The organism is Microbacterium sp. UNCCL10 (assembly GCF_000746195.1).
Lineage (GTDB): Bacteria > Actinomycetota > Actinomycetes > Actinomycetales > Microbacteriaceae > Microbacterium > Microbacterium saccharophilum.
The window spans coordinates 343,458-365,955 of the sequence record NZ_JQKT01000007.1; the positions used below are offsets into that span (position 1 = coordinate 343,458).

Consider the following 22,498-nt stretch of genomic DNA (forward strand, 5'->3'; position numbering starts at 1 on the left):
GCCCCGGCTCACACCTTCGGGACGTGCGTCTCAATCGAGACGATCCCCGACCCCGGGTTGGTGGCCGACAGGTGAACGACGGAGAACGAGCCGGGGTCCAGCGCCGACGCGCTGCCCAGGTACGACCCGCGCAGGGTCCCGGTCGCGAGGGCCAGCTCCGCGAGGATCTCCGGCAGCACGGGACCGTGCGAGCAGAGCACGGCCGGCTTGCGGCTGCGCACCCGCTTGCCGACGACTGCGCGCGCGTCCGAGGCGCCCTCCTCCCACGCGTCCTGGCTCAGCAGCGGCGTGCGGTCGATCGTGCGGCCGAGCGCGGCGGCGAGCGGGGTGACGGTCGTGACGCACCGCACGGCGTCGCTGGAGATGAGCTTGCGGACCCCGAACGCGCGGAGCGGCCCGACGATCGCCTGCGCCTGCTTGGTGCCGCGTGCCGTGAGGGGGCGCGCGGCATCCGCGCCGTCCCAGGCCTCCCGCGGTGTCGCCTTCGCGTGCCGGAGCACGACGATGGGGAAGGTCGACAGGATGCCGTCGCCGACGAACGTCAGGAACTGCTCCAGGATCTCCACGTCGACGGGGTAGCTGAGGTGGCTGAGCGCCTTCTTCGGCGTGACCCATTCGAGGGCCGCGATCTCCTTGTTCGGCACGAACGCCGAGGCGCGGATGGCGTCGTCGGTGGCCTCCGCGGCCCAGTAGTGCACGATCTTCTGCCGCTTGTTCGGCATCCGGTACCGGGAGACGCCCACGGGGATGCCGAGGGAGACGGCGATGCCGGTCTCTTCGAAAATCTCGCGCGCGGCGGTCTCGGCGAGCGTCTCACCGGGGTCGACCTTGCCCTTGGGGAGGGTCACGTCGGCATAGGCGGTGCGGTGGATGACGAGCACCATCAGCTTGCCCTCGACGAGACGCCAGACGACCCCGCCCGCGGCGTAGACGGCCATATCGGTCATCGGGCCGAGCGCGCCCGGCGGCGGCGCTGGATCTGGGACATCGTCAGCTCCTGCAGGTCGACGAGCGGCTTGCCGTCCTCGCCCACGCTGTGCCGCGTCCAGACGCCGTCCGCGCCCAGGTGCCAGGAGCTCGTCGTGTCGGCCATCGCCGTGTCGAACAGCTCGATGAGCTCCTTGACGTGGGCGGGGGCCACGACCCGCACGAGCGCCTCGACGCGGCGGTCGAGGTTCCGGTGCATCATGTCGGCGCTGCCGATGAACACCTGCGGGTCGCCGTTGTTGTGGAAGGCGAAGATGCGGGAGTGCTCGAGGTAGCGGCCGAGGATCGAGCGGACCGTGATGGAGTCGCTCACGCCGGGGAGGTCGGTGCGCAGGGAGCAGATGCCCCGAACCCACACGTCCACGCGCACGCCGGCCTGGCTCGCGCGGTAGAGCGAATCGATGATCTGCTCATCGACCATCGAGTTGACCTTGATGCGGATGTGCGCGGGCTTGCCGGCCAAGGCGTTGCGGCGCTCGCGGTCGATCTGCCGGAGGAGCCCCTTCCGCAGGTGCAGCGGCGCGACGAGGAGCCGCTTGAACTTCTTCTCGATCGCGTAGCCGGACAGCTCGTTGAACAGGCGGGTGAGGTCGCGACCCACCTGCTCATCGGCGGTGAACAGCCCGAAGTCCTCGTACATCCGGCTCGTCTTGGGGTTGTAGTTGCCCGTGCCGATGTGACTGTAGCTGCGCAGCATCCCGTCTTCCTCGCGGATGACGTGCAGCAGCTTGCAGTGCGTCTTCAGGCCGACCAGCCCGTACACGACGTGCACGCCCGCCTTCTCGAGCTTGCGCGCCCACACGATGTTGGCGGCTTCGTCGAATCGCGCCTTCACCTCGACGAGCGCGAGCACCTGCTTGCCGTTCTCCGCGGCGTCGATGAGCGCCTCGACGATCGGGCTGTCGCCGGAGGTGCGGTACAGCGTCTGCTTGATGGCGAGCACGTGCGGATCGCGCGCCGCCTGCTCCAGGAACGCCACGACGCTCGTGGTGAAGGACTCGTAGGGGTGGTGCACGAGCACGTCGCCCGCACGGATGGCGGCGAACACGTCGGGTCGCCCGTTCTGCTCGGCCGGCTGGAACGCCGTCGCGGTCGTCGGGACGTGCGCCGGGTAGCGCAGCTCGGGCCGGTCGATGCGGCCGAGGTCGAACAGGCCCCGCAGGTCGAGGGGGGAGGGCAGGCGGTAGACCTCCTGCGCCGTGATGTCGAGCTCGCTCAGCAGCAGGTCGAGCGTGACGTCATCCATGTCCTCGGTGATCTCGAGGCGGATCGGCGGGCCGAAGCGTCGGCGCAGGAGCTCGGCCTCGAGCGCCTGGATGAGGTTCTCCGTCTCGTCCTCTTCGATGACGACGTCCTCGTTGCGGGTGAGGCGGAACGTGTGGTGCTCCAGGATCTCCATCCCCGGGAAGAGGTCCCGCAGGTTCTCCGAGATGAGCGCCTCCAGCGCCAGGTAGCGCGAGCGGCCGGGGCCGCCGGGCACGGCGACGAACCGCGGCAGCATGGGTGGCACCTTCAGGCGGGCGAACTCCTGCCGGCCCGTCTTGGCGTTGCGGATGCGGATCGCGAGGTTCAGCGACAGCCCCGAGATGTAGGGGAACGGGTGCGCCGGGTCGACGGCGAGCGGCATGAGGACGGGGAAGACCTGCGACTGGAAGTACTCGTACAGCGCCGCGCGCTCGTTCTCGTCGAGGTCGAGCCACGACACCAGTTCGATGCCCGCGTCCGCGAGCTCGGGTCGCACGAGCTCGGCCCACGCGCGCGCGTGCCGCAGCTGCAGCGCGTGCGCGTCGGCGGAGATGTCGGCGAGCACATCCTGCGGGGAGCGCCCGACGTTGGTCGGCACGGCCAGGCCCGTCACGATGCGGCGCTTCAGTCCGGCGACCCGGACCATGAAGAACTCGTCGAGGTTGCTGGCGAAGATGGCCAGGAAGTTCGCGCGTTCGAGCACGGGGAGGGACGGATCCTCCGCCAACTCCAGGACGCGCTGGTTGAACGCGAGCCAACTCACCTCGCGGTCGGTGTACCGGCCGTCCGGCAGCAGCGAGTCGTACGCCTCCGCCGTGTCGAAGTCGTCGTCGTCGGCGTCGCCCAGACCGGAGTCGAGAACCTCGGTGTCGATCATCCCCTCATCCTTGCAGGCCGGGGTGACCGCCGTGTGAACGGATCGCGCGCGCGGCTCAGGCCGGGGAGGACTCGCGGGGGGTGGGGAGCTGGTCGTCCTCGTAGACGTTGAAGCGGTATCCGACGTTGCGGACGGTGCCGATGAGCTGCTCGAGGTCGCCGAGCTTCGCGCGCAGGCGACGCACGTGCACATCGACGGTGCGGGTACCGCCGAAGTAGTCGTAGCCCCACACCTCGCTCAGCAGCTGCTCGCGGGTGAAGACGCGCGAGGGGTGCGTCGCGAAGAAGTGCAGGAGCTGGAACTCCTTGTAGGTGAGGTCGAGCGGCTTGCCGTGCACCTTCGCGGAGTAGGACGACTCGTCGATCGAGATGCCGGAGGTCTGGATACGGGTGGAGACCTGCTCCTTGCTGACCCGCCCCACCGCGAGACGGATGCGGGCGTCGACCTCGGCAGGGCCGGCGGAGAAGAGGATGACGTCGTCGATGCCCCAATCGGTGGACACGGCCGTGAGGCCGCCCTCCGTGACGACGAGGATGAGCGGGGCGTCCAGGCCCGTGGTGTTGAGGATCTTGCACAGCGATTTCGCGCCGACGAGGTCCATCCGCGCATCGACGAAGATGACATCGGCGCTGGGCGCGTTCACGAGCTGCGCCGGCTCGGCGGGGATCTGGCGCGCGCGGTGGCTCAGCAGCTCCAGCGCGGGCAGAACGGGGCCGCCGCCGTGCGCGGAACTCAGGACGAGAAGCTGAGCCAAGAGGTGAGGTCCTTCCCGGTGCGGATGACCGACCGTGCCATCATCCTAGAGCGTCCGGCGTAGGTCGATCGTCCCGTGACGACGGGGCGAACCCCGGCCGGGTGCGTCACAATGGAGGCATGACCGTCACCGATCTCGCACCGCGCCGCACGTTCGTCGGCGTCGTCGTCGCGTGGGTGTTCGCCGCGGTCGTCGCGCTCGCGGTCGGTCTGATCGCGCCGCCGGAGTGGCGGGCCGCCTGGATGGCGGTGGGGCTCGGCGCGTGCGTCATCGTGTCCTTCGTCGTGCACCTGTGGTTCGGGCGGTCTCAGGGCTTCATCGAGCGGGTCGCCGCCAGCATCCTCGGGTCGCTGCTCGTGATGGGACTCATCGGGGTCGGGTTCGGCCTCGCCACGCTGTTCTCCGGCTGATCCGGCGGCGGCTCCCGTCGGCGTAGAGTAGGGGCCATGGACCTCGTCGCACTCGAACTCTTCTTCGTCGGGCTGCTCGGACTCGCGTCGCTCGCGATCGTGTTCGTCTCCGGCGTCGTGATCAAGAACCTCTACCGCGGCCAGCGCTGACGTCGTGATCGACCTGCCCACCGATCTCCCGGCGGACATCGTTCCGCTGTCCTGGCTCCTCGGAGTCTGGGAGGGCACGGGCGTCATCGACTACCAGGCGGGCGGGCAGGCCTTCGCCGGCGAGTTCGCGCAGCGTGTGAGCTTCAGCCACGACGGCCAGGGTCACCTGAACTACACCGCGAACGCGTGGCTGCGCGGCGAGGACGGCGCCCGTATCCCGCTCGTGGCGGAGAGCGGCTACTGGCGTCTCGCGCGGCCCGCGACCGACGCCGACCCCGGGCCGGCGCTGCTGCCGCCCGTGGCCCCCGCGACCCCGGCCCGCACGGCGGACGACGTCGAGGCGCTGCGCACGGCCGACGGCGCCTTCGAGATCGAGGTCGCCCTCGTGCACTCCGACGGGATCAGCGAGCTGTACCTCGGCCGCGTCGCCGGGCCCCGCATCGACATGGCGACCGACGCCGTCGTCCGGCCTGCCGGGGCGAAGGCGTACACCGCCGCGACCCGCCTCTACGGCTACGTCGACGGTCACCTCCTGTGGGCGTGGGACGTCGCCGCGCTCGGCGGCGAACTCTCCTCGCACGCCTCCGCACGTCTCGCGCGGGCCGACTGATGAGCGACGCGTTCGCGCAGGTCCCGGGCGCCGTCGTCGACGACGACGGGCTCGTGCACGCCGGCGACCCGATGCGCGAGCAGCGCGACCTCGCCCGCGGCATCGCCGTCGCCCCCCTGGGCGACCGCACCGTGCTGACGGTCGCCGGCGAAGACCGGCTCACCTGGCTCGACTCGCTGACGTCGCAGTCGCTCGCGCGCCTCGCGCCGGGGGAGAGCACCGAACTTCTCGTCCTCGACCCGCACGGGCACGTCGAGCACGCCGCATCCGTCGTGGATGACGGCGAACGCACCTGGCTCATCGTCGACAAGGCGGATGCCGAGGGGCTGCGGACATGGCTCGTCCGGATGCGGTTCCGTCTCCGCGTCGACCCGCAGGACGCCTCCACCGGGTTCCGCGTCGTCGGCGGCACGGCGGCGGCGGTCGCGGACCTTCCGGCGGTCGCCGTCTGGCACGACCCGTGGCCCGTCGTCTCGGCCGGGGGGTGGGCGTACGCGCCCGCCGAGCCGCACCCCGGCGCGGAGCGCGACTGGAGTGAGGCCGTCGTGCCCGTTGAGGCCTACGCCGACCTCGCGGCGGCCGCCGCGCACGGCGAGCGCGCCGTCGCCGGCCGCCTCGCGGTCGACGCCCTCCGCATCGCCGCCTGGCGTCCACGGGTCTCCCGCGAGGCCGACGGTCGGACGCTCCCGCACGAGGTGGACTGGCTCCGCACCGCCGTGCACCTGGAGAAGGGCTGCTATCGCGGCCAGGAGACGGTCGCGAAGGTGCACAACCTCGGCCACCCCCCGCGCCGGCTCATCGCGTTGCAGCTCGACGGCAGCGATGCGCAGCTGCCCGGGCCGGGCGCGACCGTGCACGCCGGCGACGAGGTCGTGGGGGTCGTCACCTCCGCCGCGCGGCACTACGAGGAGGGCCCGATCGCGCTCGCCCTCGTCAAGCGCACGACGCCCGTCGACGCGCCGCTGACCGTGCAGACCGCGGACGGCGTCGTCGCCGCCGCGCAGGAGCTCATCGTCCCGCCGGACGCCGGGCGGACGGCCTCCATCCCGCGCCTGCCGCGACTGTCCCGCCGGCGCTGACGGTGGCGGACCCGGCCCCGGCGACGGCCCCGATCCGGACCGGCCTCGCCGCGCGCGTCGACCTGCGGCGCAGCGCCTCGCGCGTGCGGGAGTCCCTGCCGGCGATCCTGCAGATCGTCGTCGCGGCGACCGCCGCGTTCGCGTTCGCGCACTACGTCCTCGGGCACCCCGCCCCCCTGCTGGCCGGCGTCGTGACGGTGTCGAGCCTCGGGCTCGTGCGCGATGCCCGCCCCGCGCGGGTGCTGGAGACCGTGATCGGCATGATCGTCGGCATCCTCGTCGCCGAGCTCATCGTGCTGTTCGCCGGTGTCGGGTGGTGGCAGCTGGCCATCACGCTCAGCGCGACGCTCGTCGTCGCGCGATTCCTCTCCCCGCAGGCGAGCTTCGCGATCGCGGCGGCGATCCAGAGCCTCATCGTGATCGTGATCCCCGCGAATGTGCCCTTCCTGCGCCTCCTCGACGGGCTCGTCGGCGGTGTCACGGCCCTGCTCGTGACGGCGCTCGTGCCGCGGAGCCCCCTGCGCGCCGTGACCCGGGACGGCCGGGCGCTGTTCGCCGCCTTCGACGGCGCGGCCGCAACCCTCGTCGACGCGCTCCGCCAGGGCGACCGGCGGCGCGCGGAGCGCGGGCTGGCGAAGGCGCGCGCCCTGCAGGGCACCGTCGACGACTGGCGGACGGCCCTGGAATCCGGCGCGGCGATCGCGCGCATCTCCCCGTTCCTGCGCCGGCAGCGCTTCGAGATGCAGCGGCAGGCGCGCATCCGGGATGCCATGGACCTCGCCACCCGCAACCTCCGCGTCATCGGCCGGCGGGTCGTCTACCTCTGCGACGACGGCGCCGCACGCGCGGTCGCGGCCGAGCTCGTGGGTGAGCTGCGACGGGGCGCCGATCTCATCGCGCAGTCCCTCGACGACATCTCGTTCGAGCCCGTCGCGCGCGAGGCGCTGCGCGCCGTCGCGACACGCCTCGACCCGGCCGTGCTCGCGGGGCCCGGCGCCGTGCTCGACCAGAACTTCATCGGCGCCCTGCGCCCGCTCGCGGTCGACCTGCTCACGGCGACGGGACTGCCGCCGGAGGAGGCGCGCGCCGCGCTCCCGCGGATGTAGCCGCGGCGTGATCTCGGGTCAGGCCCGGGGCGCGACCGACGCCCACGGCACGGTGACCTCACCGAGCCGCCAGCGTGACCGGCCGCCGCTGGGCCGCCCGCCCACCGGCCAGCCGTTCGCGGCCAGGCCGCTCAGCGCCGCCGCCCAGCGCTGCCGGGGGCCGAACGCGGACGCCGGCGCGGCCCGCACCCACTCCGTATCGAGGGCCGCGAGGAACGCGTGCACCCGCTCGCCCGGGACGTTCCGGTGGATGAGCGCCTTCGGCAGCCGCTCGGCAGCGATCAGCGGCGACGCCAGATCGGTGAGGCGCAGCGAGATCGTCAGGGTGCGGGGGACGGCGTCGGCGCCGACCTCGACCCACGTGCTGATACGGCCGAGCTCGTCGCACGTGCCCTCCACGAGGACGCCGTCCGGCGCCAGCCGGCCGGCCATCCGCTGCCACGCGTCCGCGACCTCGCGCTCGTCGTACTGGCGCAGCACGTTGAAGGCGCGGATGACGGCCGGCCGGCGCCCGTCCGGAAGCGGGACCTCGAACCCGCCCCGCGCGAACGACACACGTGCGTCCGCCGCGAACGGGGTGCGGCCGGCGCGCACCTCGGCCAGCTGGGCGTCCGCCCGCGCCACCCGGGCGGGGTCGATCTCCAGGCCCCGCACCTCGACGTCCGGGCGGACCGGGCGCAGGCGCGCCTCGAGCTCGAACGCGGTTACTCCGCTCGCGCCGTAGCCGAGGTCGACGACGAGGGGGTCCGTCGTGCGGCGCAGCGCGGGATGACGCGCGATCCATCGGTCCACGCGCCGCAGGCGGTTCGTGTTCGTCGTCCCGCGGGTGATCTGACCGACCACGCCCGCAGGGACTTTCCCCGGCGCCATCCCCCCATGATGCCAGCGTCCCCGCCGATAGGATGGCGGCATGACCGCGCCGTACACGCTGATCCTCCTCCGCCACGGGCAGAGCGAGTGGAACAAGTCCAACCAGTTCACCGGATGGGTGGATGTCCGCCTCACCGACCAGGGCAAGGCCGAGGCCCAGCGCGGCGGCGAGCTGCTCGCCGAAGCCGGCATCCTGCCCGACATCCTGCATACCTCGCTGCTGAGCCGCGCGATCCAGACCGCGGACATCGCGCTGGACGCGGCCGACCGGCTGTGGATCCCCGTGAAGCGGTCGTGGCGCCTCAACGAGCGCCACTACGGCGCGCTGCAGGGCAAGGACAAGGCGCAGACCCTCGAGGAGTACGGCAACGAGCAGTTCATGCTGTGGCGCCGCTCGTTCGACGTGCCGCCGCCGGACCTCGCCGACGACGACCAGTACAGCCAGGTGAACGACCCGCGCTACGCGGACATCGACGGCGACGTGCCCCGCACCGAGTCGCTCAAGCTCGTCATCGACCGTCTGCTGCCGTACTGGGAGGGTGAGATCATCCCCGACCTCAAGGCCGGCAAGACCGTGCTCGTCACGGCGCACGGCAACTCGCTGCGCGGACTCGTGAAGCACCTGGACGGCATCAGCGACGCCGACATCGCGGAGCTCAACATCCCCACCGGCATCCCGCTGGTGTACCGCCTGGGCGAGGACTTCATGCCCCTCGAGCCCGCCGAGTACCTCGACCCCGAGGCCGCCGCCGCCGGCGCTGCCGCCGTGGCCGCGCAGGGCAAGAAGTAGCACGCGGCGACTCGCTCGCTGCCGCGGTCGAAAACGGCACGCGCTGCTGGATGTTCCGCAGCGCGTGCCGTTTTCGGCAGCGCGAGACGGGTGCGGATGCCGCGGGGCGGCGTCAGGCGTCGCGGGACGGCTGGCCCACGATGACCGAGATGGTGTCGGTGTCCGGCGTCCAGTCGCCGGTCGCGAGGTAGGCGACCTTCTTGGCGACCGAGACCGCATGGTCGCCGAAGCGCTCCAGGTAGCGGCTCGCCAGGGTCGCGTCGACCGTGGCCGCCGCCTCGCCCTGCCAGTTGTCGCTCAGCACCTTCTCGAAGACCGACAGGTGCAGGTCGTCGAGGCGGTCCTCGCTGGTGCGCAGCACGTCGACGAGGGCCAGGTTCTCGGTGCGGAGCAGCTCGGCGAGCGTGCGGGCGACCTCGACGTCGAGGAGGCCCATCTTCGTGAAGGTGTTCTTCAGGCCCTTCGGGATCGCGCGCTCGGGGAAGCGCATGCGCGTGAGCTGCGCGATGTGCTCGGCGATGTCGCCCATCCGCTCGAGCGACGCGCTCACCCGGAGGGCGGCCACCACGATGCGGAGGTCCCGCGCGACGGGCTGCTGGCGCGCCAGGATCTCGATCGCGAGCTCGTCGAGCGCGATCGCCTTCTCGTCGATGACGCGGTCCTGTTCGATGACGTCCTCGGCGAGCGAGACGTCGCTCGTCGCGAACGCGCGCGTCGCCTTCTCGATGGCGACCGTCACGAGGTCGGCGATCTCGACGAGCCGTCCCTGGACGTCCTCGAGGGACTGGTGGAACACTCCGCGCATCACAGCATCCTTCTCTCTCTCCGCCTGCGGCGGGCATCGCAAGCACGGCAGGAGGCCGCGCCCGCGACTCCGCGATCCTCTCCCGCGAAGGTTAACGAACGGTGCCGCATCCGTGAACAGTCGGCGGTGAATCCCGCCCCGGCGCCGAATCGGTCGTCGAGCCGGCGTCCGACCACCCTACGCTGAGAGCTATGGACCCCCTGCCGCTGGCGCTGCTCGCCCTGGGCATGGGTGTGCTCATCGGCGTCGTCGTCACCGCGGTCGTGCTGCTCGCCCTCCGCGCACGGGAGCGCGCGCGGGTGGAGACGTCGCTGGAGATCCCGAACGGCGCCCGCGACGTGCTGCAGGGGATGGATGAGACCGCGATCGTCGTCGACACGTCGCTGCTCATCGTCGCGGCATCCGCCCCCGCGGAGATGTTCGGGATGGCGGAGGGCTCGAACCTCTCCGGCGACGAGCTGCGCGCACTGCTGCGCCGCGCGCGCTCGACGGGACACGCGCAGGTCGAGACCCTGCGGCTCCGCCGCGGCGCAGAACCCCGCTCCGTCGTCGCGCGGGCGACGCCCATCACGCCGCGACTGACCCTTCTGGTCCTCCGCGACATCACCGAGCGCGAGCGCCTCGAGGAGATGCGGCGCGACTTCGTCGCCAACACGAGCCATGAGCTGAAGACCCCCGTGGGGGCGGTGACGCTCCTCGCGGAGGCCATCGAGTCGGCCTCGGACGACCCCGAGCAGGTCCGCTACTTCGCCGGCCGGCTCACCGCCGAGGCCACGCGGCTCGGCCAGCTGACCTCCCGCATCATGAACCTCTCCCGGCTGCAGTCCGCGGAAGACCTCACCGAGCTCCGCGATGTCTCCATCGACGAGGTCGTGACGGCGGCGCTCGAGTCGCAGGCCGTCGCCGCCGATTCCGCCGGCATCACCGTGGTCCGCGGCGGCGACCGGGGACTCTACGTCCGCGGCGACGTGCAGATCCTCATCGAAGCCGTCGGCAACCTCATCGCGAACGCCATCGCCTACTCGCCGGCGGGCGGGCAGGTCGGCGTCGGGGTCAAGCGCGCCGACGACCATGTGGAGATCGCGGTCACCGACCGCGGGATCGGCATCCCGGAGGCCGAGCAGGAACGCGTGTTCGAGCGGTTCTACCGTGCCGACCAGGCGCGCTCGCGCCGCACCGGCGGCACCGGCCTCGGCCTGTCCATCGTCAAGCACGCCGTGCAGCGCCATGGCGGGGAGGTGCTGCTCTGGTCGCGGCCCGGCCGCGGCTCCACGTTCACCATCCGCCTCACGGCCGTCGAACCGGCCGGCGCGGTGACGGCGCACAAGAAGTCGAAGAAGCCCAGGAAGAGCAAGAAGCGAGCCGGCACGTCCGCCGAGCTCGTGAAGGGAGACCAGCCATGACCCGCGTCCTGATCGTCGAGGACGAGCCCGACCTCGCCGAGCCGCTCGCCTACCTGCTGCGGCGTGAGGGGTTCGAGGTCGACATCGCGGAGGATGGGCCGTCGGCCCTCGACGCGTTCGCCACCCGCGGCGCCGACATCGTCCTGCTCGACCTCATGCTGCCCGGGATGCCGGGGACGGAGGTGTGCCGCGTCATCCGCTCGACCTCCACCACGCCCATCATCATGCTGACGGCCAAGGACTCCGAGGTCGACATCGTCGTGGGTCTGGAGCTCGGCGCCGACGACTACGTCACGAAGCCCTACTCGTCCCGCGAGCTGCTCGCCCGGATGCGGGCGGTGCTGCGCCGCGCGGACACCGCCGACACCGACGTCTCCGAGCGGGTGCTGGAGGGAGGCCGGGTCACGATCGACATCGACCGCCACACGGTCGCCGTCGACGGGCGGGAGATCGCCATGCCGCTGAAGGAATTCGAGCTGCTCGAGGTGCTCGTGCGCAACGCCGGTCGTGTCCTGACCCGCGGTCAGCTCATCGACCGGGTGTGGGGCACCGACTACTTCGGCGACACCAAGACGCTCGACGTGCACATCAAGCGCATCCGCTCGCGGATCGAGGAGAACCCCAGCGAGCCGGTCATGCTGCTGACGGTGCGCGGGCTCGGCTACCGCTTCGAGGCGTGACGCCGCGCGGGACGCGCGCTCAGGACTCGGGGACGAAGTCCTCGAGGTAGGCGAGTTCCCCGTCGAGGACCGGGACCTCCGCCTCGACACCGGTGCCGGTGCCGGACTGGAACGTGACGGCGAGCGTCTCGCCGGCCGACGTGTTCAGGCCCTCCAGCAGGAGGGGGTCCTCGTCGTCGCCGCCGAGGCTCACGACGCTGCGGGCCGGCACGCGGACCGTCTGCGTCTCGCCGTCGATGCCGAGGCTCAGCGTCTCGGCACTGTCGGTGTCGTTGACGATCGCGGCGATGAGGTTCCCCGTCGTGCCGGACTCGTCGGTGACGATGAGCGCGTTGCGCACCTTCAGGGGGCCCGAGTCGGGCACGTTCACGCCGTCCGAGGGCGAGTAGGGGATGGTCGTCGCCTGCGGGGAGACCATGGCGCAGCCGGTCGCACCCAGGGCGACGGCGATTCCCAGGACGAGGGACGCGGCAAGACGCGAGTTCACGGTTCCTCCAGATGAAGCGAGCGGCATCCCTCACATTGTATGGGTACGCCATGCCGCATCGCGGCGCGGGTGTTGGAGGCGGGGGAGAACCTTAGCGCATCCCGGGCTGTGGTAAACTAGAGGTTGCCGAAAGGACATAACTACATGCTTTTTGAGGTTGGCGAGACGGTCGTCTATCCGCACCATGGCGCTGCGACCATCATCGAGGTCAAGGACCGCATCATCAAGGGTGAGACGAAGAAGTATCTGAAGCTCAACGTCACCCAGGGCGATCTGATCATCGAGGTCCCGGCGGACAACGTCGATCTCGTGGGTGTCCGCGATGTCATCGGCAAGGACGGCCTCGAGCGCGTCTTCGACGTGCTCCGCGCTCCCTTCACGGAGGAGCCCACGAACTGGTCCCGCCGCTACAAGGCGAACCTGGAGAAGCTGGCGTCCGGCGATGTCATCAAGGTGAGCGAGGTCGTCCGCGACCTGTGGCGCCGCGATCAGGACCGCGGCCTCTCGGCCGGTGAGAAGCGCATGCTCGCGAAGGCGCGGCAGATCCTCGTCTCCGAGATCGCCCTCGCCCTCAAGGCCGACGAAGACCACGCCGGCGGCGTGCTCGACGAGGTCCTCGCCTCCTGACCCCGTCGGTCTCCCCGGACGGGTCGGTACGCTCGGATCCATGAGCATCGTTCCCGTTCCCCGGGTGGCCGTCATCGTCGTCGCGGCAGGCTCCGGGCAGCGGCTCGACGCCGGCGCACCCAAGGCGTTCGTCGGGCTCGACGCGCACAGCATCCTGCGGCACGCGCTGCGCGGTGTCTTCGCGGGTCCGCCCGCCCAGGTGATCGTGGTGGCACCGGCCGACCGGCTGGGCGATGCCCTGACGGACGCGCATGAAGCCGCCGGAGACCTGCGCGACCTCGCCGTCGTCGTCCCCGGCGGGCAGACGCGGCAGGCGTCGGTGGCCGCCGGGCTGAAGGCCGTCTGGCCGGACGTCGAGATCGTGCTCGTGCACGACGCCGCCCGCGCGCTCACGCCGCCGGCCGTCTTCGAGCGCGTCGTCGCGGCGGTGGCGGCGGGGCGGGATGCCGTCATCCCGGCGCTTCCGGTCGTCGACACGCTCAAGCGCGTGGACGGCCCCGCCGTGACGGCGGCCGTGGATCGGGCGGCCCTCGCGGCCGCGCAGACGCCGCAGGGATTCCGGCGCGACATCCTCGAGACCGCGTACCGGGTCGCATCGGCCGAGCACACCGACGACGCGGCGCTCGTGCAGGCCGCGGGTTTCCCCGTCTTCACCGTCCCGGGCGACGAGCTGTCGTTCAAGATCACGACGCCCGCCGACCTCGACCGCGCGCGCGGCCTCGTCGGCTCGGCAGTCCCGGCCGTCGCGCCGGCCGAAGTCGGGATCGACCCCCGGCCCGGCCTGCCCCGCGTCGGCGTCGGCACCGACGTGCACGCGTTCGGCGGGGACGGGACCCTGTGGCTCGCCGGCCTGGAATGGCCGGGGGAGACGGCCCTGCACGGGCATTCCGACGGGGACGCCGTCGCCCACGCGATCGTGGACGCCCTGCTCGCGGCGGCGGGGCTCGGCGACATCGGCACCCATTTCGGCACGGCACATCCCGAGTACGCCGGCGCGCACGCCGGCACGTTCCTCGTCCGGATGCGGGCGCTGCTGGGCGAGGCGGGCTGGGCCATCGGCAACGTGTCGGTGCAGGTGCAGGCCAACCGGCCGCGGTTCGCCGCCCGCCGCGCCGAGGCCGAGGCGGCACTGTCGGCGGCGCTCGGCGCGCCTGTGTCGGTGTCGGCGACGACCACCGACGGCCTGGGGTTCACCGGCGCAGGGGAGGGCGTCGCGGCATTCGCCGTCGCCCTCCTGGTGCCCGCCTAGCCTTCGTCCGGCGCCGCCAGATCGAGGGTGAGGAACACCGAGTACGGGTCGAGGCGGTAGTCGCCGAACGGCGGACACTCCACGAAACCCGCGCTCTCGTAGAGACGCCGTGCGGGCGTGAACGACGGCATCGTCCCGGTCTCCAGCCACAGGCTCGTCATGCCGCGCTCCCGCGCCACCCCGATCAGCGCCCGCAGCAGCGCGCGCCCGACGCCCGTGCCGCGGAATCGGTCGTCGACCCGCATCGCCTTGAGCTCCCCGCGGCCCCCGCCGAGGTCCTTGAGCGCCCCGATGCCGGCGAGGTCGTCGCCCTCCCACGCCGACAGGAATGTGATGGACGGGTCGCGCAGGGCGTCGAGGCCGAGGGCGTGGCAGCTGTCCTCCGGGGAGTCCGCGTGCACGCCCGCGAGATGCACGGCGACGAGCGCCTGCGTCGCGGCGCCGGTGAGGTCGTCCTCGCGGACCTGCAGCGTCATGGGTCTCCTATCCTTCGACGGCGAACGGGGCGAGGTCGCGCGGGGCGCGGGACCCCGCGGCCAGCAGCACGAGTCCCGCGGCCAGCACGATGAGACCCGCGATCGCGAGCGGCGCGAGCCGCTCGCCGAGCGCGACGAGGCCGAGCACGCTCGCGGTGAGCGGCTCGCCGAGGGTGAGGGTCGCGGCGGTCGCGGCGGTCAGCCCGCCGAGACCCCACGTGAAGAGGCCGTACGCGACGACGATCGTCGCGATCCCGAGCCACGCCGCCATGAGGGCGCCGCGCGGCTCGGCGACCCACGAGACGTCGACGAACGGGAGCGCGGCCAGGGCGATCACAGCGGAGCCTGCCCCCATCGCGCCGACGACGGTGAACGGATCCCATCCGCCATCCAGCAGGCGCCGCTGCGACACCGCGATGACGGCGAACGAGGCCCCCGCGCCGATCGAGCCGAGGAGCCCGAGTGCGTCGGTGCCCGCGGAGCCGGCGGAGTGCTCCTGCCCGCCGAAGCCCAGCAGCACGACGCCGATCGTCGCGAGGGCGGTCGCGCCGAGCCAGATCCCGCTCGGGCGCCGGCGCGTGAGCAGCCACTCGAGGACCCCGGCGAGGACGGGGGCAGACCCCAGGGCAACGACGGTGCCGACGGCGACCCCGTTGCGCGCCGTCCCCAGGAAGAAGAGCGGCTGGTAGACGGCCAGGCACACGGCGGTCGCCGACATGAGCAGCACCGCCCGCGTCCCGGCGCGCGGAGCCGGCGTGATCCGGGTGCGGGCGTGTCGGCGGGCGAGGAGCGCCGAGACGCCGGCGAGCACCGTGCCGCCGATGACGAGTCGCATGACGCCGACCGCCAGCGGGGTGGTGTCCTCCGGGCCGAGCGCCTGCGCCGTTCCCGTCGTGCCGAACAGCAGAGCCGCGACGAGGACGGCGAGGACGGAGATCACCCTACAGTTCTATCGTGACCCCGCCGGTAGGCTGGTGCGGTGACGGTCCGGCTCTATGACACCAAGGCGCAGGCGCTGCGCGACTTCGCGCCCGCCGACCCCGGCAACGTCACGATGTACGTGTGCGGCCCGACGGTCCAGTCCGGCCCGCACATCGGGCACGTGCGGGCGGCCCTCAGCTTCGACATGCTGCGCCGCTGGCTCGAGCATCGCTTCGGCCGCGTCACCTTCGTCCGCAACGTCACCGACATCGATGACAAGGTGCTCGCCGGTGCGAGCGAGACCGAGCCGTGGTGGGCGCTCGCCTACCGCATGGAGCTCGAGTTCACCCGTGCGTATGCGGCCGTCGGCATCCGCCCGCCCACCTACGAGCCGCGCGCCACCGCGTCGATCCCGCAGATGCTCGAGCTCATCGCCGTCCTCATCGAGCGCGGGCACGCCTATGCCGCCGCCGGGGACGTCTACTTCGACGTGCGGTCGTGGCCCGCCTACGGGGAGCTCACCCGGCAGGGTGTGGATGCCATGGAGGCCGCCGCAGACGCCGACCCGCGCGGCAAGCGCGACCCGCACGACTTCGCCCTCTGGAAGGGCGCCAAGCCCGCCGAACCGGCCGATGCGGCGTGGGAGTCCCCTTGGGGGCGCGGGCGACCGGGCTGGCACATCGAGTGCTCGGCGATGAGCAGGCGTTACCTCGGCGCGGAGTTCGACATCCACGGCGGGGGCCTGGACCTGCGCTTCCCGCACCACGAGAACGAGCTCGCGCAGTCCACCGCGGCTGGCGACGCGTTCGCCCGGTACTGGGTGCACAACGGCCTCGTCACCGTCGGTGACCAGAAGATGTCGAAGTCGCTCGGCAACTTCCTGCTCGCCGATGACGTGCTGCGCGGGCGCGACCCGCTCGTCGTCCGCTACGCCCTGGCCGCCGCGCACTACCGGTCGAGCCTCGACATCGGACCCGGCACCTTCGATGAGGCGGAGGCGGCGCTCGACCGCATCCGCACCTTCCAGCAGCGCGCCGCCCGCACGCTCGGCGCGGACAGCTGGCTCACCGTCGCCGACCTGCCGGACGAGTTCACCGCCGTCATGGACGACGACCTCGGCGTGCCGCAGGCCCTCGCACTCGTCCACGAGCGCGTCCGCGCGGGCAACGCCGCCCTGGATGCCGGCGACCGTGCCGCGGCCGCCGCAGCCGCCGTGCAGGTCGGGCGGATGACCGGACTTCTCGGGCTCAACCCCGAAGACCCGTTCTGGCGCGGGGGGAGCGACAGCGGCGAGGCCGCGGCGCTGGACACCCTCGTGCAGACGATGATCACCCAGCGCGCCGACGCGCGCGCGAACAGAGACTGGGCGGCCGCCGACCGCATCCGCGACGCGATCGCGGCGGCCGGCATCGCCCTCGAAGACGGTCCCGACGGGACCCATTGGAGTTTGAGCAATGGCTAAGCCAGGTAACCCCTCCGCCGGCAAGGGCAAGAAGAAGGGCCCGCCCAAGGGCACCGGCGGCAAGAACAAGCGCTCGCTGGAAGGACGCGGGCCGACCCCCAAGGCCGAAGACCGCGCGTGGCACCCCGCCGGCAAGCGCAAGGCCGCCGCCGAGCGCTTCGCCGCCGCGGGCGGCAAGGGCAAGCCCGGGCAGAAGCCCGGCGGCTCGCGCGCCCCCAAGGCCAAAGCCGGCGACGACACCGAGAACGTCACCGGGCGCAACTCCGTGCTCGAGGCGCTGCGCGCCAAGATCCCCGCGACGGCGCTCTACATCGCGCAGCGCGTGGAGATGGATGACCGCGTCAAGGAGATGCTCTCGATCGCGACGCACCGCGGCATCCCCGTCATGGAGGTCACCCGTCCCGAGCTCGACCGCATGGCCGGGTTCGACGGCGTGCACCAGGGCGTCGCCCTCAAGGTGCCGCCCTACGAGTACGCGCACCCGCAGGACCTCCTGGAGAAGATCATCGACCGGGGCGAGCTGCCCCTCCTCGTCGCCCTCGACGGCGTGACCGACCCGCGGAACCTGGGCGCGATCATCCGCTCCACCGCCGCGTTCGGCGGGCAGGGCCTCATCATCCCGCAGCGTCGCTCGGCGGGCGTGAACTCGGCGGCGTGGAAGACGAGCGCGGGCGCCGCGGCCCGCATCCCGGTCGCGATCGCGCCGAACCTCACCACGACGCTCAAGGAGTTCAAGAAGCAGGGCGTCTTCGTCCTGGGCTTGGACGGCGGGGGAGACGTGGCGCTTCCGCAGCTCGAGCTCGCCGACCGCCCGGTGCTGATCGTCGTGGGCTCGGAGGGCAAGGGTCTCTCGCGCCTCGTGACCGAGACGTGCGACCAGATCGTGTCGATCCCGATCTCGGCGGCGACGGAGTCGCTCAACGCCGGCATCGCGGCATCCGTCGCGCTCTACCAGGTCGCCACGCTCCGCGCCGGGACCGAGTGATCGATTCGCGGGAATAGCGCCGCCGTCGGGCGGCTTGTTCTCTACGACACGTCCGACGGAAGGAACATCATGGCCCGCATCGCCGTTCTCGGAGGCACCGGCTACGCCGGTCGTCACATCGTCGCGGAGGCGGTGCAGCGCGGCCACACCGTGGTCTCCGTTGCCCGCACCCTCCCCACGGAGCGCGTCGAGGGTGCGACGTACCTCGAGGGCACGCTCCTCGACGTCCCGTCGCTCGTCGCGGAACTCGAGGGCGTCGACGTCGTCATCTCGGCCATCGCGCCGCGCGGCGACATGCAGGGCCTGTACCGTCCGAACCTCGCCGCGCTCAACGCGGTCCTCCCCGAATCGGTGCGCCTCGGCGTCGTCGGCGGCGCCGGGGGCAGTCTCGTGGCACCCGGCGGACCGCGGGTCGTCGACAGCGGGTTCCCGGAGGAGTACAAGGCGGAGGCGCTCGAGGCCATCGGCGTGCTGGAAGACCTGCAGGCCGACCGCTCGGGCCGCGACTGGTTCTTCGTGCACCCGGCCGGCGGGTTCGGGGCGTTCAACCCGGGGGAGCGGACCGGTCACTACCGCGTCGGCGGCGACGTGATCGTGACGGATGCCGAGGGGGAGAGCTTCATCTCCGGTCCCGACTTCGCCATCGCGATCCTCGACGAGATCGAGAACCCGCGGCACGTGCGGCAGCGCTTCACCGTCGGCTACTGACGCGCGCGCGTCCGGGCGGTCTCAGACGAGGTCGCGCCAGTCGACGGTTCCCGAGTCGGTCGGCACCTCGTCGTCGGGCGTGTCCGGGTCGATCGTCGACAGGGTCATGGTCTCCGTCGGCGGGCCCATGACGGTCGCCTCGTCGCGACGGTGCCGCAGGACGTTGTCCACGTAGGAGGACAGCACCTCCGCGAGCGGCACCGAGCGTCCGCGCGCCTGCGACATATACCAGCGGTGCTCGAGCACCTGGTGGAACACCTCGGCGGGCTCGAGCTTGGCGCGGAGGTCCCATGGGATCGCCTTGACGACCGGCTCGAACACCCGGGTGAGCCACTCGTGCGCGACCATCTCCTCATCCGACCCGAGACGCGACACGCGGGCGCGGAACTCGTCCATGTCGTTGAGGAGACGCCGCGCCTGGTTCTCCTGCACGTCCAGTCCCGTCAGCCGCAGCAGGCGGCGCTGGTGGTGGCCGGCATCCACGACCTTCGGCTGGATGGACACGCGCGTGCCGTCCTGCGTCGTGTCGATCGACATCTCGCCGATGTCGAAGCCCAGATCGTTCAGGCGCTGGACCCGTTCGGTGATGTGCCACGCCTCGTCGACGGAGAACGTCTCGCTGTCGGTGAGGGCGGCCCACAGCGAGTGGTACGACGAGACGATCCCGTCGGCGATCGCGACGGCGTCGACCCCGCCCTCCAGCCGGCCGCCGGCTTCGAGGTCCATGATCTCGCCGGCGATGTTGGTGCGGGCGACGTCGAGGTCGTGCTCGCGCTGGCCGCGGGTGAGGCCGGCTTCGTGCAGCTCGCCCGTCTCGGCGTCGACCAGGTACGCCGCGAAAGCCCCGGCATCCCGGCGGAAGAGGGTGTTCGACAGCGACACGTCGCCCCAGAAGAAGCCCACGGTGTGCAGTCTCACGAGGAGCACGGCGAGGGCGTCGACGAGGCGGTTCGCGGTGTCGGGGCGCAGGACCTGCGTGAACAGGGCGCGGTAGGGGAGGGAGAACCGGAGGTGCGACGTGACGAGCGCGGCGGGGAGCTCTTCGCCCTTCGCATCGCGGCGGCCGCCGATGACGGCGACGCGGTCGACGCACGGCACGTCGAGGCGGGCGAGCGAGCCGAGCATCTCGTACTCGCGGCGGGCCATCTCGGCCGTCGTCTCCTTGACGGCGACGACCCGGCCGGACAGGTTCGCGAACCGCACGAGGTGGCGTGAGATGCCCTTCGGCAGCGACACGATCGTCTCGCTCGGCCACTCGCCGAGCGGCGTGGCCCAGGGGAGGGCCAGCAGCCCCGCGTCGATGCTGCTGGCGGTGATGGTCAGGGACGCCGGCACGGTGTCGCCCACCTCTCGGGTCGAACGACGCGGCGCGGAGAGTCCGGAGACCCCCCGCGCCGCGATGCGTGGTTTTCGATCAGAGCGACGCTTCGACCTTGTCGTTGAGGCGGTCGCCCGTCTCGAGGTCGAACGCGTGCACGTGGCCAGCCTTGGCGGCCAGCGTCACGGTCTCGCCCGCGTTCGGGTGGCTGCGCCCGTCGACGCGCGCGACGATGTCGGTGCGCTTGCCGGCGATCTCGGTGTGGCCGTACAGGTAGCCGTCGGCGCCGAGCTCCTCGACCAGGTCGACCTGGACCGAGAGGCCCTTGCCGTCGGCCGGACCGACCTCGATGTCCTCGGGGCGGACGCCGACCGTGACCTGGCTGCCGTTCGCGCGGCCGACCGTGTCGCGGTCCAGCGGGACGACCTCGGTGCCGAAGCGGATGCCGCCCTCGGCGAGGTCCGCCGGGAACAGGTTCATCGCGGGCGAGCCGATGAAGCCGGCGACGAACACGTTGTTCGGCTTCTCGTACAGGTCGCGCGGCGTGCCGACCTGCTGGAGCAGACCGTCCTTGAGCACGGCGATGCGGTCGCCCATCGTGAGCGCCTCGGTCTGGTCGTGCGTGACGTAGACCGTCGTGACGCCGAGGCGACGCTGCAGCGACGCGATCTGCGTACGCGTCTGGACGCGCAGCTTCGCGTCGAGGTTCGACAGGGGCTCGTCCATGAGGAACACCTGCGGCTGGCGGACGATCGCGCGGCCCATCGCGACGCGCTGACGCTGACCACCGGAGAGCGCCTTCGGCTTGCGGGTGAGGTACTCCTCGAGGTCGAGGAGCTTCGCGGCCTCGAGGACACGCTGAGCGCGCTCCTCCTTGCCGACGCCGGCGATCTTCAGGGCGAAGCCCATGTTCTCGGCGACGGTCATGTGCGGGTACAGCGCGTAGTTCTGGAACACCATCGCGATGTCGCGGTCCTTCGGCGGCACGTCGGTCACGTCGCGGTCGCCGATGAGGATGCGGCCGGAGTTGACCTCTTCGAGGCCGGCCAGCATGCGCAGGGACGTGGACTTGCCGCAGCCGGACGGGCCGACGAGGACGAGGAATTCGCCGTCGGCGACCTCGAGGTTGAGCTTGTCCACGGCGGGACGGGTGCCCCCGGGGTACAGGCGGGTTGCGTTGTCGAATGTGACGGACGCCATCGTTTCTTCTCCTTCACCGGCAGGTACGTGCCGGACGATCCGTAGTGAAGATGAGCGGGTCTCCCCGCGCGCCCGCCATCGGGCGCGTGTTCAGTATGGCACGGGGGCAGGGGTTCGGGAGGGGGGCGTCTGGGCTTTTCCCAGCCTGTCTTACTAGCATCGGATCCATCGCCACGCCCGGGCGACTCCGCCGGAAACGGCCGCACGATCTCGAGAAGGTTCCATGTCCAGCGACACCCCGAACGCGCCGTCACCGCGTGACCGCCGCGAGGCTGTCCGCGAGAAGGCTCAGCAGGTGCGCGCCCAGCAGTCGCGTGCGCGCCTCGTGCGCCGCTCCGCGCTGGCGCTCGGAGCCGTGGCCGCCGTCGCCGCACTCGCGGTCGTCGTGACCTGGGCCGTGTCCTCCGCGATGGGCCGTCCGCAGCTGTCCCCGCAGAACCTGGATGACGACGGCTTCGCCGTCACGTCCATCACGGGGTCCCTGTCCGCGCCGGCCGCGGGCGCCGTCGCCGAGGCGACGCCGACTCCCACCCCGACGCCGACGCCGGCCGCCGAGGAGACCGAGGCCGCCGGCGTCCCGGCCGTGGAGATCGACGTCTACGTCGACTACCTCTCGCCGGGCGCGCGGGAGTGGCAGATCGCGAACGCGCAGCAGATGTCCTCCTGGGTGAACGACGGCGCCGTGACCCTCGCCTACCACCCGGTGTCGATGCTGACGGCGAAGTCCAACGGGACGAAGTACTCGCTGCGCGCCGCCGGTGCCGCCGCCTGCGTCGCCACGCACTCCCCGGCCACGTTCTTCACCTTCAACAGCGAGCTGCTGACGCGTCAGCCGGCGGTCGACTCCGACGGGTTCTCCGACGAGGAGCTCGCCGACCTCGCTCAGGCCGCCGGTGTGGAGGACCCCAAGACGGTGCGCTCCTGCATCCGCGACAGTGCGTACATCTCCTGGGTGAAGGATGCCACCGAGCGCGCCGTCTCCGGCATCCCGGGCACCGACGGTCTCGGCCTCACCGGCACCCCGATGATCCTCGTCAACGGTCAGCAGTACGTCGGCGTGCTCGGCGACCCCGCCGAGTTCTCGCAGTTCGTGCTGACGAGCGCCAGCGACGCGTTCTACAAGACGCAAGCGACGCCCACACCGACCGTCTCCCCGACGCCGTAACCCCCGCCGTCGCCCGGATAGACTGGGCGCTCTGCCGGCTTGGCGCAATTGGTAGCGCACCGTACTTGTAATACGGGGGTTGCAGGTTCAAGTCCTGTAGCCGGCACCGTTCCCCTCGTCGCCGTCCTGTCCAC

The 22,498-nt window shown here is 71.9% G+C and carries 23 protein-coding genes and 1 tRNA gene; 14 read left to right on the top strand and 10 right to left on the bottom strand.

Annotated elements, in window-relative coordinates:
- Window positions 1–8: 8 nt before the first annotated feature.
- From BR85_RS01870 to BR85_RS01880, 3 genes are read right to left on the bottom strand one after another with little or no spacing between them, the layout of a single operon-like run.
- Window positions 9–947 carry an NUDIX hydrolase gene (locus BR85_RS01870; protein WP_028494983.1) on the bottom strand — a complete coding sequence of 313 codons (939 nt, stop codon included), beginning with the start codon at window positions 945–947 and terminating at the stop codon, window positions 9–11.
- Entirely contained in the window at window positions 944–3,109 is a 2,166-nt protein-coding gene (locus BR85_RS01875) for an RNA degradosome polyphosphate kinase (RefSeq protein WP_028494984.1), read from the bottom strand. Before BR85_RS01875 ends, BR85_RS01870 begins: the two co-directional genes overlap by 4 nt.
- Before the next feature lie 55 nt (window positions 3,110–3,164).
- The gene (locus BR85_RS01880; RefSeq protein WP_028494985.1) at window positions 3,165–3,863 is read right to left on the bottom strand and encodes a winged helix-turn-helix domain-containing protein; all 699 of its coding nucleotides are present in this window, start codon (window positions 3,861–3,863) and stop codon (window positions 3,165–3,167) included.
- A 119-nt stretch (window positions 3,864–3,982) separates the two neighbouring features.
- Here BR85_RS01880 and BR85_RS01885 point away from each other — a divergent pair, with 119 nt between their 5' ends.
- The 4 genes from BR85_RS01885 to BR85_RS01905 all read left to right on the top strand — a co-directional run bounded on the left by BR85_RS01885 (window position 3,983) and on the right by BR85_RS01905 (window position 7,218).
- The gene (locus BR85_RS01885; protein WP_028494986.1) at window positions 3,983–4,273 is read left to right on the top strand and encodes a hypothetical protein; all 291 of its coding nucleotides are present in this window, start codon (window positions 3,983–3,985) and stop codon (window positions 4,271–4,273) included.
- A gap of 154 nt (window positions 4,274–4,427) precedes the next feature.
- On the top strand, window positions 4,428–5,033 hold the full coding sequence (locus tag BR85_RS01895; RefSeq protein WP_028494988.1) for a heme-binding beta-barrel domain-containing protein: 606 nt from the start codon (window positions 4,428–4,430) through the stop codon (window positions 5,031–5,033).
- Window positions 5,033–6,112: a CAF17-like 4Fe-4S cluster assembly/insertion protein YgfZ gene (gene ygfZ / locus BR85_RS01900; protein ID WP_028494989.1), complete on the top strand. Its 1,080-nt coding sequence runs from the start codon at window positions 5,033–5,035 to the stop codon at window positions 6,110–6,112. The genes BR85_RS01895 and ygfZ overlap by 1 nt, the downstream gene beginning before the upstream one ends.
- Window positions 6,113–6,114: 2 nt before the next feature.
- Window positions 6,115–7,218 (top strand): FUSC family protein, encoded by a 1,104-nt coding sequence (locus BR85_RS01905; RefSeq protein ID WP_231478545.1) that lies wholly within the window; start codon window positions 6,115–6,117, stop codon window positions 7,216–7,218.
- A gap of 18 nt (window positions 7,219–7,236) precedes the next feature.
- Here the strand turns inward: BR85_RS01905 and BR85_RS01910 are convergent, their stop codons facing one another.
- Window positions 7,237–8,088: a class I SAM-dependent methyltransferase gene (locus tag BR85_RS01910; RefSeq protein WP_028494991.1), complete on the bottom strand. Its 852-nt coding sequence runs from the start codon at window positions 8,086–8,088 to the stop codon at window positions 7,237–7,239.
- A 40-nt stretch (window positions 8,089–8,128) separates the two neighbouring features.
- Here BR85_RS01910 and BR85_RS01915 point away from each other — a divergent pair, with 40 nt between their 5' ends.
- The gene (locus tag BR85_RS01915) at window positions 8,129–8,878 is read left to right on the top strand and encodes a phosphoglyceromutase (RefSeq protein WP_028494992.1); all 750 of its coding nucleotides are present in this window, start codon (window positions 8,129–8,131) and stop codon (window positions 8,876–8,878) included.
- Window positions 8,879–8,990: 112 nt separating this feature from the next.
- Here BR85_RS01915 and phoU read toward each other — a convergent pair whose 3' ends face one another.
- Window positions 8,991–9,683, bottom strand: coding sequence for a phosphate signaling complex protein PhoU (gene phoU, locus BR85_RS01920; protein WP_028494993.1), 693 nt, complete (start codon window positions 9,681–9,683; stop codon window positions 8,991–8,993).
- A 191-nt stretch (window positions 9,684–9,874) separates the two neighbouring features.
- Between phoU and BR85_RS01925 the strand changes: the two genes are divergently transcribed.
- Together BR85_RS01925 and BR85_RS01930 are read left to right on the top strand one after the other, a co-directional pair.
- Complete coding sequence (locus tag BR85_RS01925) at window positions 9,875–11,086, top strand: sensor histidine kinase (protein ID WP_036272130.1); 1,212 nt, start codon at window positions 9,875–9,877, stop codon at window positions 11,084–11,086.
- Window positions 11,083–11,766, top strand: a complete 684-nt coding sequence (locus tag BR85_RS01930; protein WP_036272132.1) for a response regulator transcription factor — start codon at window positions 11,083–11,085, stop codon at window positions 11,764–11,766. The genes BR85_RS01925 and BR85_RS01930 overlap by 4 nt, the downstream gene beginning before the upstream one ends.
- Window positions 11,767–11,785: 19 nt before the next feature.
- Here the strand turns inward: BR85_RS01930 and BR85_RS01935 are convergent, their stop codons facing one another.
- Window positions 11,786–12,280: a DNA modification methylase gene (locus BR85_RS01935; RefSeq protein WP_231478546.1), complete on the bottom strand. Its 495-nt coding sequence runs from the start codon at window positions 12,278–12,280 to the stop codon at window positions 11,786–11,788.
- Window positions 12,281–12,397: 117 nt separating this feature from the next.
- Here BR85_RS01935 and BR85_RS01940 point away from each other — a divergent pair, with 117 nt between their 5' ends.
- Both BR85_RS01940 and ispD read left to right on the top strand, forming a co-directional pair.
- On the top strand, window positions 12,398–12,880 hold the full coding sequence (locus BR85_RS01940; RefSeq protein ID WP_028494997.1) for a CarD family transcriptional regulator: 483 nt from the start codon (window positions 12,398–12,400) through the stop codon (window positions 12,878–12,880).
- Window positions 12,881–12,920: 40 nt separating this feature from the next.
- Entirely contained in the window at window positions 12,921–14,129 is a 1,209-nt protein-coding gene (gene ispD, locus BR85_RS01945; protein WP_028494998.1) for a 2-C-methyl-D-erythritol 4-phosphate cytidylyltransferase, read from the top strand.
- Here the strand turns inward: ispD and BR85_RS01950 are convergent.
- Together BR85_RS01950 and BR85_RS01955 are read right to left on the bottom strand one after the other, a co-directional pair.
- Entirely contained in the window at window positions 14,126–14,605 is a 480-nt protein-coding gene (locus BR85_RS01950) for a GNAT family N-acetyltransferase (protein ID WP_028494999.1), read from the bottom strand. The two genes, ispD and BR85_RS01950, sit on opposite strands and share 4 nt — an antisense overlap.
- Before the next feature lie 7 nt (window positions 14,606–14,612).
- Window positions 14,613–15,545, bottom strand: a complete 933-nt coding sequence (locus tag BR85_RS01955) for a DMT family transporter (protein ID WP_028495000.1) — start codon at window positions 15,543–15,545, stop codon at window positions 14,613–14,615.
- Between the two features lie 39 nt (window positions 15,546–15,584).
- Between BR85_RS01955 and cysS the strand changes: the two genes are divergently transcribed.
- The 3 genes from cysS to BR85_RS01970 all read left to right on the top strand — a co-directional run bounded on the left by cysS (window position 15,585) and on the right by BR85_RS01970 (window position 18,681).
- Window positions 15,585–16,988 (top strand): cysteine--tRNA ligase, encoded by a 1,404-nt coding sequence (gene cysS, locus BR85_RS01960; protein ID WP_028495001.1) that lies wholly within the window; start codon window positions 15,585–15,587, stop codon window positions 16,986–16,988.
- Complete coding sequence (rlmB, locus tag BR85_RS01965; RefSeq protein ID WP_028495002.1) at window positions 16,981–17,973, top strand: 23S rRNA (guanosine(2251)-2'-O)-methyltransferase RlmB; 993 nt, start codon at window positions 16,981–16,983, stop codon at window positions 17,971–17,973. The genes cysS and rlmB overlap by 8 nt, the downstream gene beginning before the upstream one ends.
- A 69-nt stretch (window positions 17,974–18,042) precedes the next feature.
- On the top strand, window positions 18,043–18,681 hold the full coding sequence (locus tag BR85_RS01970) for an NAD(P)-dependent oxidoreductase (RefSeq protein WP_028495003.1): 639 nt from the start codon (window positions 18,043–18,045) through the stop codon (window positions 18,679–18,681).
- 21 nt (window positions 18,682–18,702) lie between these two features.
- On the opposite strand, the gene BR85_RS01975 is transcribed toward BR85_RS01970, so the two are convergent.
- Both BR85_RS01975 and BR85_RS01980 read right to left on the bottom strand, forming a co-directional pair.
- A complete protein-coding gene (locus tag BR85_RS01975; protein WP_028495004.1) occupies window positions 18,703–20,016 on the bottom strand; it encodes a DUF4032 domain-containing protein in 1,314 nt (437 codons plus the stop codon).
- 79 nt (window positions 20,017–20,095) lie between these two features.
- Window positions 20,096–21,199, bottom strand: coding sequence for an ABC transporter ATP-binding protein (locus BR85_RS01980; RefSeq protein ID WP_028495005.1), 1,104 nt, complete (start codon window positions 21,197–21,199; stop codon window positions 20,096–20,098).
- A gap of 223 nt (window positions 21,200–21,422) precedes the next feature.
- Here BR85_RS01980 and BR85_RS01985 point away from each other — a divergent pair, with 223 nt between their 5' ends.
- Entirely contained in the window at window positions 21,423–22,364 is a 942-nt protein-coding gene (locus BR85_RS01985; RefSeq protein ID WP_028495006.1) for a DsbA family protein, read from the top strand.
- Window positions 22,365–22,397: 33 nt separating this feature from the next.
- Window positions 22,398–22,470 (top strand) — tRNA-Thr (locus tag BR85_RS01990).
- Window positions 22,471–22,498: the final 28 nt, after the last annotated feature.